The organism is Bacillus sp. JJ1521 (genome assembly GCF_036965165.1).
Classification (GTDB): Bacteria; Bacillota; Bacilli; order Bacillales; family Bacillaceae_L; genus Ferdinandcohnia.
This window is the reverse complement of sequence record NZ_JBALOX010000097.1, coordinates 19539-32307: the sequence shown is the minus strand read 5'-3', so window position 1 is coordinate 32307 and position 12769 is coordinate 19539. Positions and strand designations below refer to the sequence as shown.

The following is a 12769-nucleotide window of genomic DNA, read 5'->3' as shown; positions in this document are numbered from 1 at the left end:
AGGTATAGTAATGCATAAATATTACCCAACGCCTGCTGTCTATTGTGTCCAAAAATTGCAATATCAATAGATGCTAAGTATTTCGCATATTCTTCTGGATTTAAAAAGTCCACCATAGGTATAAACTTATCTTTAAAAATTGCTTTACCTTCATCTATTACCTTTTTAATATATTCATTATCATTATAACCATAAGATAATGGGACATAAATTTTAATATTGCCGTTTCTAAATTTACTTAGAAGATTTAAGGCTTCGATATGCCTGTTGCTCGGATTAGCGGAATTACCAATTTGAATATTTATTTCTTGATTACTTAAGTCCTTTTCATTAAGTACTTTGTTTAAAAATTCAATTTTTACTGGGTTAATGTACATGCCACGATAATATTTCCCTTTAACACTATACCATTTTTTTGCAAGTTGATAATCTCCTTTAACCAAAGTTATTATCCCACCGAAATTTTTAATTACAGATTTCCTTAGCAATTCATTAAAGAAATTTTTAACACTTTCATTTCTAGAGCTATATTTATAGAGATCCCCACCCCAAATAATCCAATTACATTTCTTTATAGTCCACGGTTGTAAGAATAGCAACATGACAATCTTATTCATAAAAAGCCCATGTAAAAAAACTTTTTTAGACTTATTTAATTCTTTTATTAAATTAATTAATCCCTTAATGTCCTTAAGATAAATATTTTTAACATTTTTTCTTGCCGTTATTTCAGCGTTGATTCCTTTTCCTATGATTAAAAATAAATGTTCACTTGCATCGAAATGATTATTTATAAATTCTATATAAAGTTCTGTGAATTTTTCATTTGGCATTATGTGTAATTTTTTCACTTTGTAACCTTCCCTTTCTTTCCAAGTTTCCATGAGGATTTTCTACATTCTTTGTATGTTTTTTTATTTTACAAATCAATTGTATCTTAACACGAAATTTTATTATTTTAGATAACCCACCGTTGTTTTCTAACGATATTTATAATATATATAAATCTTAAATAATCAACCCTTATAGCATCTAATTCTACTTTCCCTAATAAAAAATTGTCTTATTGCTTTGATATGTAAGTTTTAATTATCATTGTGTTATAATAATAAACTGATGATTAAAACATAAACTTTTTATTTATTGTTAGCAATAATTTCAATTACATAAAAAATGTATATTAAATTAATAAGGATGTGTATTTACATGAAAATCACAATTGCAGGTACAGGCTATGTCGGCCTTTCCAATGCAATACTTCTTGCACAACATAATGAAGTAATTGCACTTGATATAATTCAGGAAAAAGTTGATATGATAAATAATAAAAGGTCCCCTATTATTGATAACGAAATTGAGGAATATTTAGCTACGAAGGACTTAAATTTAACTGCAACAACTGATAATTACAAAGCATATAAAGATGCAGATTATGTAATAATCTCAACACCGACGAATTATGACCCCGATAAAAATTATTTTAATACAAGAACTGTAGAAGCTGTTATCGCGAATGTTCTATCTATTAATCCGGATGCAGTTATGATAATTAAATCTACTGTCCCTGTAGGATACACAAAAACCATTAAAGTAAAGTTTGAAACAGATAACATTATCTTTTCGCCAGAATTTTTAAGAGAAGGAAAAGCGTTATATGACAACCTATATCCTTCTCGAATTGTAGTTGGCGAGCAATCAGAACGAGCAAAAGTATTTGCGGATTTACTAGTAGAGGGTGCAATTAAAGAAAACATCCCTGTATTATTTACAAATTCAACTGAAGCAGAAGCAATAAAGCTATTTGCTAATACCTATCTAGCAATGAGGGTTGCCTTCTTTAATGAATTGGATTCCTATGCAGAAATAAGAGGGCTAGATACAAAACAAATTATTGACGGAGTGGGACTTGATCCCCGAATCGGAAATCACTATAACAACCCTTCTTTTGGTTATGGAGGCTACTGTCTACCAAAAGATACAAAGCAATTGTTGGCAAATTACCAAGATGTTCCTAATAATATTATGGGTGCAATCGTGGATGCTAATAGAACTAGAAAAGATCATATAGCTGAAATGATACTGAAAAGACAACCTAAAGTAGTAGGCATCTATAGACTAACAATGAAAATGGATTCCGATAATTTTAGACAATCAGCTATCCAGGGAGTTATGAAACGAATTAAAGCTAAAGGCATTGATGTTGTAGTCTATGAACCAGCACTTAAAGATGAACAATTTTTCAACTCCCTAGTTATAAATGATTTTGAAGAATTTAAAAATATTTCAGATGTGATTGTTGCAAACAGGTTATCAGAGGACCTTAAGGATGTTGCTGAAAAGGTTTATACAAGGGACATATTTAGTAGAGACTAGAATGTAAAAACCTTGCAGTTAATTCTTCAAGGCTCAGAGTGTCGACAAAAGGCATTTGGGAATTCTCATATCCCAAATGCCTTTTATTTTTCCTATTTTTATCAAAAATGAACACTATTTTTGAGTATATAATCTCCCAACTTGCATATGTTTTATGCAAGCTCTGGACTTACCCAAGTCCAATCTGCTTGTTTCTTTAAATTCATTGCAGCAAAAGTTAGCATCGCCTGAATAGACAATTTTTTAATTACTCCAAGGGTTATCCACGCATACCATGCTTTTCTTTTGCATCTGCAAAGACGCGTTCAACAGATTCTTTACGACGTGCATATATTTCCTTTACTTCTTCAGTATTGCAAAGGTGTTCTGTTTCTTCCACATAAGCTTCCCAGATGTAACGCTGAATTAACTTCTGATGATTTTGACTCTGAGTACACTGTTTTAGTAAAGGACAATTTATGGACTTTGAAGGATCTGATTTATACTGTCGATATCCTTCCTTCATCGTAGTTGTATAAGCTAATGTCTCTCCTTGTGACAGAAATAGCAATCAAAGTTGCTCTCATAAACGTACTCATGTTTAAGCATGAATCCTTCCTTTGTTTTGGGACGTATGTAAGGAAGAGCAGGAGTAATATGGATTTTCTATTAAGAAATTAAAAATTGCAGGTGTTTTATAAGCAGCTTGGCAGCAACAGCAAAAGGTTTCAAGACTTTATCCACAATCGATTCCACCAATGGTCGAAGCATATGACTTTCATGAGTATTCCCTGACGTTACAATTGACCCTAACACAAAACCATTTCGGTCCGTAGCGGCATGAAATGAATAGGCAAATTGTTTCGTACGTTCATCTTTTAATTAATATCCACTTTCAGGACCCGCGCTTAATAAGATCTTATCAGTAATCTCTTTTAAAATACGGTAGACATCTGATTAAATATATCTATATCCTTAAAACGACGTTCATAATTTTTACCGAAGGTAGAAAAGTAGGGAACATCTGTATAAAACCCAAAAATCAACGGTAAGCTTTATTCGTTTCAATTTCCTTGATTGTTTGCCTCATTGAATATATGCCAAATATATACTGAATAAATGTCACTTTAATCAGTACAACTTGATTAATACTTGGATGACCTAAGTTGAAAAAAGGTTTTCAACCAATGGGTAATGAAGGAGAATAATTCAATAGCTGCTTCAAGCTTTCTCACAAGGTGATCTTGTGTTACTTCTTGATCCAGTGTAATCATTTCCAATTGTTCTCTAACTAAGTTATTATTTCTCGACATCATTTTCCCATCACCCTTAATATTCTCTATAAATATTTTAAATTTATAAAGACTGTAGGCATTTTCGAAATTTATCGAGTTTGTCTACGGTCTGAGCCTTGAAGCTAATTCTACAAGGCTTTTCTTTTTTAAAAATGTGATTCGAACTATTTAAAGTATAAAAAGTATGTTAAACATCATCTAGAGTCACAATGCAAACTATCCCAAAACATGAATCAAATGTGGAACATGCAAGGCTTGGTGAAACTCTAGAGGAATTGAAAAAAGAAGGAAAGTTAGGGAATTTATCAGGTTATCATTCAGTTCCATTGCAATTTGATGAATTAAACTTATGTCAAATATAATTATTAATTATGGACTAAGTTTTACCCAAATAGAGTTAAGTACTTGTGAACATGATAAATAATCCAACCTATATTTACAAATAGTAAATAATAAAATTTACTTTGAAAGGAAGTATTCCATGGACTTCTTTCAATCCCATAAACTAATCCAAAATAACGACTCCGTTGAACTTATATTATACATTAATCCAATCTCAACCGAGTTTGCCACGGAACTAGGTAATATTTCGGACCAAAGGAAGGAAAGCCTTCGGCAGGTCGTAAACAAGTATGTTAAGGAGAAATTTCCGAGTGTTGGAGTTAAAACTGTAAAGGTAATGGCAGGTTCATTACTAGTTACGACACTTTTAATGGATACACCTAAAGTTAATGCAGCAACAGACTTCAATATGGGTTATTTATATTTCGGATCTACTAGTTCATTTATTAACCAGGTTGACCGGACACACGGTGTGATTAACGAAGCGGCACCAAGCTATTTTGATTTAAATGATGATGGTACTTTAAAAATCACAACAAAAATGGATAAAACCTTCATTGCTGAAATGCATAAGCGTGGTGTTAAGGTTGTTCCATTTTTGAGTAACCATTGGAATCGAGATCAAGGAAGGGCTGCCCTTGCGAACCGTGAACAGCTCTCTACTCAAATCGCAAAGGCCGTTGTGGATTATAATTTAGACGGTGTGAATGTCGATATTGAAAATGTATCAGATATTGACCGTGATAATTATACTGACTTTGTTCGCCTACTACGAGATAAGCTTTCGGCTGACAAATCTCTTTCTGTTGCAGTTGCTGCTAACCCAAATGGATGGACTAAAGGCTGGCATGGCTCTTATGATTATCAAAAATTAGCACAGTATTCCGATTATCTCATGATAATGGCCTATGATGAAAGCTGGGAAGGAAGCGCTCCTGGACCGGTTGCAAGTGTTTCTTTTGCTGAACGTTCGATTCAATATGCCCTTTCTAAAGGGGTTCCTGCTAATAAGGTTGTGCTTGGACTTCCTCATTATGGGCGTTATTGGGTAGAAGATGCTACTGTTGGCGGTCATGGGATTTCCAATAATCGAGTCGAAGAAATGATTAATAAATATGAAAGCACTATTATATTTGATGGAATTAGTCAGTCACCTAAAGCCACTGTGATTATTAAACAAGGGGATCCCCCTACTGTTATTAATGGAAAAACGCTAGCTCCAGGAAAATATACGATTTGGTACGAAAACGAGCAATCAATAAAAGCCAAAGTTGACTTAGTTGATAAATACAATATTAAAGGAACAGGTAGCTGGAGCCTTGGGCAAGAAAACCACGCACTTTGGGCGGAATTTAAAGAATGGATACCGCCTAGTAGTAATGTAGCAGAGTTTCCTTCAAGCACATTAACTGCTGTTAATTTACAACAAGCCCCATCTACTAGCTCTGAAATAGTAAGTACCCTACCTAAAGGAGAACTGTTAAAAATTTTAAGTGAACCAGCTGTTCAAGAAAATTCGGAATGGTATAAAGTACAGCTTCAAGATGGGACTGAAGGTTACATTGCAGGTGAATATATTAATGTTGTGAATCGAATTTCTGGTAAAAATCGATTTGAGGTAGCCGTTAATATCTCTAAACAAGGATGGCCAGAACATGCTGATACAGTAATTCTTTCAAATTACAATGCATATGCTGATGCACTTGCGGCCTCACCTTTAGCCTACCAAGAGGATGCACCAATACTCCTTACACACCAAGATCGACTTTCGGATGAAACCAAAATGGAATTAAAAAGATTACAGCCTAAAAAGATCATTATGGTTGGTGGTCCTGGAAGTGTTGGTGAGAATGTGGTGAAAGATTTAACTAATGAAGGATTTTCTAATATTGAAAGAATTGGTGGGAAAAATCGGTTTGAGGTTAGTTATCATATCTCTCAAAGATTAGAAAATACAGATACAGCCATCATTGCATATGGTATGAATTTTCCCGATGCACTAGCTATCGCACCCTATGCTGCAAGAAATGGCTATCCAATTTTATTAGCAAATAAAGATCATTTACCGGATGAAACACTTCAGGCATTGAATGAAAAACAAATAGTTAATACCATCGTAGTTGGAGGAGAGGCTAGTGTTGGTGCAAATGTTTATAACCACCTTCCATCTCCCAAACGCATTTCAGGTCAGGACCGTTATGAAGTAGCTGCAAATGTAATAAGAGATTTAAATCTAAATCCAACGAAAGCCTATATTGCAACAGGGGCTACATTTGCGGATGCCTTAACCGGCTCTGTCCTTGCCGCAAAAGAAAATGCCTCCCTTGTTCTTAGTAGACAAGGAAGTTTGCCTGAAAGTTCATTGTCTATTCTCACTGAAAAAGGCATAACTAAACACAATATTTTAGGTGGCACGGGTTCAGTTGGTAATCAGGTTGTTGAACAACTAAGGAAATAAACCTCTTATGTAAATGACAAGGTGATTCTAATAAATAAAAGAATATTTTATTCCCTATAGCTTCGGGTTAGCGATTCCGGTTAATAAGAACTAAAATTTGGTCCTTACCATATGCTAAAATAAAAATAAATAATTAAAAAATTGTAAAAAATTGTTGAAATACCCTCCTTTTTACTGATATGAAATTTTTAAGCAAAATTTTTCTAAGGGGGATATTTAAAGTTGAACCGAAAGTTGATATTAGTAGTTGGTATTTTTTTTGCTTTACTATTGAGTAATTCTATCCAAGTTAATGGAGCTGGTAAGTCTGTTTCTTTGGATCCAGATGACCGAACATTGACCATGGATGAAGTGGAATTTGGTAAGTGGAGTACAAGTACAGAAAGTGGCAAATTTGATGCAACGAAGTCATTGATCGTTATGTAATTGATACAAAAGCAACAGGTTATGGAAGTATTGGTTTTGAAATAAATTATTCAATTCTTCTCTTTAGATAGAACGAAAGTGGAAAACACCTTATTTGCAGAACTATTAGACGGGACTTATGTGGCTATTTTTTCAGACCCAGGTAATGATGATAAATTATCACTTGCTCACGATACCAATCTAATTCATTACTCAGCTGTAAAAGAAATTGGCGGGATTGATCAGTTAACAGGAAAATTTATTTTTGAAACAAAGCGATTAACAAATCTTGAAAAACATTATACATACGATGTTGAATTCAATTTTAGAGAGCGAAACAACATTATTAGATTTGGTGGTAAGGATCGGTATGAAGTTGAAAAGAATCTAAATAATGGAATTCCTGATAATAGTCTTGGTGCAGTATTATTAACAAGCGGATTAACATATTCAGATGCACTTGTCGGTTCAGTATTAAATAAAACCAAAAATACTACGATTCTACTGATTAAAGACAATGGTCAAGTGATTCAGTCTAAGATTAATGAAGCAAAACGACTTTTAAAGCCAAATGGAAAAGTTTATATTCTAGGCGGGCCTGGTTCGGTGTCACCAAATATTGAAGAAGAAATGAAGAAACATTTTACTGTGGAAAGAATTAGTGGAAAGGACAGATTAGATGTTGCACTAAAAGTTGCTGAAATGGCAAACCCAACTGATGGTTTAGTGTTTAGTGACTCATTAAGTGTTTCTCCTGCTGCGACGGAACGACAAAGTCCGATTTTACCTCAGTGGGGAGAAAACCTAATGCCAAGAATCAAAGACTATATTAAATCCCACCCAACTATAAAAAAAGTTTACATTGTTAGTGGTACTGGGGTCATTCCGGTTTCAATTGAAAATGAATTAAAGGCGGCTGGAATTGTTAGTATCGAAAGAATTGCAGGGAAAGATCGGTATGATACATCATTGGCAATTGCAAAGAAGTTCTATCCTAGCCCAAAAATTGTTTCATTAGCAAATGGCCTTATTTTTGCCGATGCATTATATGGTTCACGATACTCTTGGTATAATAACAGCCCGATTCTTTTAGTAAGAGCTAATCAAATTAACTTCAACACTGATTATTATATGATTAACCTCAGAAGAGTAGCTTTACTAGGTGGACCGGCAACTCTAAATGAAGAATTAAGATATCAAATCTTATATTAAGAACAATAAAAAACCTTGTGGGTGAATGTTCCCCACAAGGTTTTTTAACCCTTAAATATTAACTACCCAAAAATTTTTGTGCTAATTTAATTGCTCCAAAAATTGAAACCCATAATGGAACACTTATCAAAGTTCCCCAAAACATTCCTTTCGGAAAATTATCTTCTTGTTGCATACAATCGCACCCTTAGATGATTTTTTACTAATATATCCAAGAGTATTAATATATATTCAGACAATACAAATTACCGTTTACTTTATTCCAACTAAGTTATATATTTTGGTTAATTTATGTAGTATTTCCTCGGAAATTGTAAGTTTAAAAAGAAGGCTGACGAAATTCGAAAAATTCGTCAGCCTATTATTCCTTATTTCACAACACTTTCAAATATAGCTCTCACTTTTGGTGTTACATCATGACTTCCAGAATTCACATCTTCAATCAACATAGCCACTAAAAGACTTGGATTTTCTGTGTTGAAACCAACAAACAATCCGTTTTCTTGGCCTTTTTCATCTTTAGTTGCTTTTAGCTCGGCTGTACCTGTTTTTCCTGCTATCCTTATGCCTTCAATTTTCGCATCATTTGCTGTTCCACTCGGATCTTCTACTACCTGCACAAGATCATTGACAATGATCCCGGCATTTTCTGGAGATATTACATTCTCTTTCCAAGCTTCTTTTTCAGAGCCATCTAGGATAAGCCGCGGTTTTATTAAGTTTCCAGAATTTAATAATGGTGTATAGGAAACTGCCAGGTGGACTGTACTCATTTCAAGCTGACCTTGTCCATAGCCTGTATCTGCTGTTAATACATCAGTCTTCAAACCTTCGTTTGATACCTTTGAATCATAGACAGGATATTCGAATGGAAATGGTTCACCGAATCCGTATTTTGTTAACTCTGTTTCAAAACGTTCTCCGCCAATCCCTAAGGCAGCCTGTGCGAAATAAATATTATCCGAGTATACAAGTGCATCTCTTAAGTTCACTGGTTTTCCAGGATCACTAACCCTAGTGATTGAATATCCCCCCCATGAACTGTCCTTTTGCCACTGCTTCCCTTTGATGTCAATTGAAGTTTCAGGGGTAATCACTTGGTTTTCGAGAGCAATTCCCGCTGTAATTGGTTTAAAGGAAGAGCCAGGAGCATATGTCAAAATAAAACGGTTCACTAATGGTTTGAGTGGATCTTCATTTAATTCAGTCCATGGCGCATTTCCTAAAACAAATGCATTTGGATCAAATGAAGGCGTACTCACAAGTGCTAGTGCTTCACCTGTTAATGGGTGAATGGCAGCTGCAGCCCCAGCACTCCCCTTGAGTTGATCGTATGCGACAAGCTGCGTATCAATATCAATCGTTAATTTGATTGTTTCGCCATCCTTTGATTCTTTTTTAGCAATTGTGACATTATCTCCGCCGTTTGCCTTTTTAATGAAGAGATGTGCTCCTTTTTCTCCTCTTAGACGATCCTCTAAAACTAACTCAAGACCCTTTTTCCCTACTATGTCATTTGAAGAATATCCTTTTCCTTCAAGCTTTTTCAAATCCTCTGCGGTTACTTTCCCAATATACCCAATTAAATGCGCAGCTGCATCTTTAAAAGGATATACCCGAGATTCCACCTTTTTTGAAAGCACTCCACTTAATTGTGTTACCTCTGCAGCAAGTTCTTGATCCTGTAAAGGAAGTCTTCCTATCGGCACAAAATAATCAGGTTTAACCCAAGAAGCATCTAAATCCTTCTGAATCGACTCTGGTGTTACTTTCAATAACTCCGCTGCTTTTGCAATTGTAGCATCCTTATTTTCATCGAGGTCTTGCGGGACCATTCCAATTTCATATACAAGTCCATTTTCTGCTAGCTTTACACCGTTGCGATCAAGAATTTCTCCACGTATTGGAGATGATAGCTGAAGACCAACTTCATCCCCTTCCTGCATGTTTGGTAAGAACATCGCAGGTTCCCATCTGACTGTCCACTTCTTCTCGTCTTCCATTTCTTCTAAAACAAGTGTCGCTTGTTCTGTGAATTCAATAGGACCCGCAATAGTTTCCATTGAAAGATCGTATATAAAATTGACTTCCCCATTGTCGTTAGGCTCTACTTCCTCTACAGGGGTTTTAAATTTTAATTTTAGATTACTAACACCAATATCATTGTAAATTTTACTGAAACGTTCCACAAACTCTTCCTTTTTAACGGTTTCCTTTATTTCTGGTGAGAATTGGTCGTACACTTTGCTGAAGTCTTGTTTTTCCCAATCCTTGATGAATGTTTTAAATCGTTCTTCCGGAAGTGGTTCATTATTACATGCTGTTACTATAATAATCCCTACTACTAAGCATATAAAAAGCAAAAATTTACGTTTCATTTTTTCAATTCCCCCAGTCTTTTTATTCAAACTAAAACACATCTACCTATAATATACAATTTATAACACATTTTGAGGCGCATTTTATATTGTTTTTCGACAAAATTAATACTATAATCATATGGTATTTACATTTTCATACAAAAGAAGGGATACAATGGGAAGACATAATCAAAAAAAGAGTAAAAAGAAAAAATGGGTAATTTCTTTACTAAGTATATTGGGCATATTACTGTTAAGTATTGGAGGATATGCTTTTTATTTATATAACTCCTTAGGAAAGACGGTTGACTCAATGCATACAGCTATCGATAGAGAGAAATCCCAAAAACGAACAGATGAGGTCGTCTTTTCTAATAAAGACCCTTTTTCCGTGTTATTGATGGGAGTGGATAAGCGAAAAGGGGACAAAGGTCGGGCCGATTCCCTCATTGTTCTAACAGTAAATCCTAATACCAAATCCATTCAAATGGTAAGTATCCCTCGTGATACTAGAACAGAAATTGTTGGAAAAGGTAAACAGGACAAGATCAATCATTCATACGCCTTTGGGGGTGTAGAAATGACTATGAACACTGTTGAACATTTTCTAGATATACCAATCGATTATTTTATTCAAGTTAATATGGAAAGCTTTAAAGATATTGTAGATGCAGTTGGTGGTGTAACAGTTAACAACAAATTTACATTCAATTACGAAGGGTATACGTTTAATGAAGGTCAACTAAAACTAAACGGAACCAAAGCGTTGGCATATTCGCGTATGCGATATGACGATCCTCGCGGTGATTTCGGAAGACAGGAAAGGCAACGCCAGATAATACAAGCAGTCATTAAACAAGGTGCTAGTCTTTCAACTATTACCAAAGTTGATGATATCCTGGGTGCGCTAGGTAACAACGTTCAAACAAACCTAACTTTTGACCAAATGCTAGAAATACAAAAAAACTACAGAGAAGCCGCTGGGCAACTTGAACAAAGTCAAATTTCAGGCAGTGGTACGAAAATAGATGGAGTGTATTACTTCATGGTTCCTGAGGAAGAGCGTAGCGCTCTTTCAACAAAATTAAAACAACATTTAGAACTTCAATAGTAGTAGGCAAGAAAGAAGGAGAATGATTCCGCAAATCATTCTCCTTCGTTTATTATTTGTCAAATCTACCTTTAAAATCTAATGTGCTGCATTTTTCTAATGGAAGCTTAACTCCCTTACCTTCTGCTGCTGATTTATAAATTGCAAGGACAAGTTCTAAAGCATCTCTTCCGTCTTTAGCTGTTACGTAAGGTTCACGGTCATTTTTAATCGCTTCAATTACGTCTGTATAAAGTGGGTTGTGACCGAACCCGTAAACACTTGGTGGATTCTCTTGATATTTCGCTTTTACTTCTTCAGGATTATCTTTTTTATCAACAAATAGCCATTCTTCAATGATATTAACTGACTTACCTCCAGCTTTTATAGTTCCACTGTCACCGAATATGTAAAGAGTTTCTTCTAAGTTTGTTGGGAAGATGTTAGTTGTTCCTTCAACAATCCCATAGCTTCCATTTGAGAACTTAATTAAAGCCATACCAAGGTCTTCAGCCTCAATAAAACCGTGTTTTAGATTGTCAGTCATCCCTACAACTTCGTCAATTTCTCCACCCATCATCCAGCGTAACAAGTCAATATTGTGGATACATTGGTTCATTAATGCGCCACCGTCTTGTTCCCAAGTTCCACGCCAAGGAGCTTGAGTATAGTAGTCTTCACCGCGGTTCCAACGAATGTGAGCCGTGCCGTGTAAAAGTCGACCAAAACGTTCTTCTTCAACCGCTTCACGTATCTTTTGGATTGATTTGTTAAATCTATTTTGGTGACATGCACTTACCTTAACATTTTTCTCTTTTGCTTTTTTAATGATTTCATCTGCATCTTCAAGTGAAAGTGCGATTGGTTTTTCAATAATAAGATTAGCGCCAGCTTCAATACAGTCTAAAGCAATTACAGCATGCTTACCACTTTCTGTACAAATCGCTACTAATTCAGGCTTTTCCTTTTCTAACATCTCTTTATAATCGGTATATAACGCAGTTGATTTAGGAAGGTCAAATTGATTCATTTTATCTTCCATATTTTCAGGAATTACATCACATAAGGCAACAATCTCAAGTTCATTTTCTTGTGCAGCTGCGATATGGTTTGGCGAAATACGTCCACAACCTATCAATGCAAATTTCAAACTCATGTTGCTCCTCCTTCATTTGTTAAAATTACTGTGAATTTTATGGGATTACCATCTATAATTCAGAGCCTCTTATTATTTTATAATATAAAGGCTATATTG

8 protein-coding genes and 1 pseudogene are annotated in these 12769 nt (G+C 34.8%); 5 read left to right on the top strand and 4 right to left on the bottom strand.

The window, feature by feature from the left end; translation table 11 throughout:
• Window positions 1–884 (bottom strand): TDP-N-acetylfucosamine:lipid II N-acetylfucosaminyltransferase (locus tag V7147_RS14390; RefSeq protein WP_335368539.1); only part of this gene is annotated, 884 nt, incomplete at its 3' end.
• Window positions 885–1206: 322 nt separating this feature from the next.
• Here V7147_RS14390 and V7147_RS14385 point away from each other — a divergent pair.
• Window positions 1207–2373, top strand: a complete 1167-nt coding sequence (locus tag V7147_RS14385; protein ID WP_335368538.1) for a nucleotide sugar dehydrogenase — start codon at window positions 1207–1209, stop codon at window positions 2371–2373.
• A 152-nt stretch (window positions 2374–2525) separates the two neighbouring features.
• On the opposite strand, the pseudogene V7147_RS14380 reads toward V7147_RS14385, so the two are convergent.
• Window positions 2526–3668: pseudogene (locus V7147_RS14380) on the bottom strand (transposase).
• A 460-nt stretch (window positions 3669–4128) separates the two neighbouring features.
• Between V7147_RS14380 and V7147_RS14375 the strand changes: the two are divergent.
• The 3 genes from V7147_RS14375 to V7147_RS14365 all read left to right on the top strand — a co-directional run bounded on the left by V7147_RS14375 (window position 4129) and on the right by V7147_RS14365 (window position 8064).
• Window positions 4129–6447 (top strand): cell wall-binding repeat-containing protein, encoded by a 2319-nt coding sequence (locus V7147_RS14375; protein ID WP_335368537.1) that lies wholly within the window; start codon window positions 4129–4131, stop codon window positions 6445–6447.
• Window positions 6448–6669: 222 nt separating this feature from the next.
• Window positions 6670–6873, top strand: a complete 204-nt coding sequence (locus V7147_RS14370; RefSeq protein WP_335368536.1) for a hypothetical protein — start codon at window positions 6670–6672, stop codon at window positions 6871–6873.
• Window positions 6874–6951: 78 nt separating this feature from the next.
• Window positions 6952–8064, top strand: coding sequence for a cell wall-binding repeat-containing protein (locus tag V7147_RS14365; RefSeq protein ID WP_335368535.1), 1113 nt, complete (start codon window positions 6952–6954; stop codon window positions 8062–8064).
• A 368-nt stretch (window positions 8065–8432) separates the two neighbouring features.
• On the opposite strand, the gene V7147_RS14360 is transcribed toward V7147_RS14365, so the two are convergent.
• On the bottom strand, window positions 8433–10442 hold the full coding sequence (locus tag V7147_RS14360; protein ID WP_335368534.1) for a penicillin-binding transpeptidase domain-containing protein: 2010 nt from the start codon (window positions 10440–10442) through the stop codon (window positions 8433–8435).
• Between the two features lie 157 nt (window positions 10443–10599).
• Here V7147_RS14360 and tagU point away from each other — a divergent pair, with 157 nt between their 5' ends.
• The gene (gene tagU / locus V7147_RS14355) at window positions 10600–11535 is read left to right on the top strand and encodes a polyisoprenyl-teichoic acid--peptidoglycan teichoic acid transferase TagU (protein ID WP_335368533.1); all 936 of its coding nucleotides are present in this window, start codon (window positions 10600–10602) and stop codon (window positions 11533–11535) included.
• 52 nt (window positions 11536–11587) lie between these two features.
• Here the strand turns inward: tagU and V7147_RS14350 are convergent, their stop codons facing one another.
• Window positions 11588–12670, bottom strand: coding sequence for a Gfo/Idh/MocA family protein (locus tag V7147_RS14350; RefSeq protein ID WP_335368532.1), 1083 nt, complete (start codon window positions 12668–12670; stop codon window positions 11588–11590).
• Window positions 12671–12769: the final 99 nt, after the last annotated feature.

Excerpts from the sequence above, each read along its gene's own strand:
- V7147_RS14385 (WP_335368538.1), top strand. The coding sequence starts at position 1,207 with ATGAAAATCACAATTGCAGGTACAGGCTATGTCGGCCTTTCCAATGCA.
- V7147_RS14375 (WP_335368537.1), top strand. The coding sequence starts at position 4,129 with ATGGACTTCTTTCAATCCCATAAACTAATCCAAAATAACGACTCCGTT.
- V7147_RS14360 (WP_335368534.1), bottom strand. The coding sequence starts at position 10,442 with ATGAAACGTAAATTTTTGCTTTTTATATGCTTAGTAGTAGGGATTATT.
- tagU (WP_335368533.1), top strand. The coding sequence starts at position 10,600 with ATGGGAAGACATAATCAAAAAAAGAGTAAAAAGAAAAAATGGGTAATT.
- V7147_RS14350 (WP_335368532.1), bottom strand. The coding sequence starts at position 12,670 with ATGAGTTTGAAATTTGCATTGATAGGTTGTGGACGTATTTCGCCAAAC.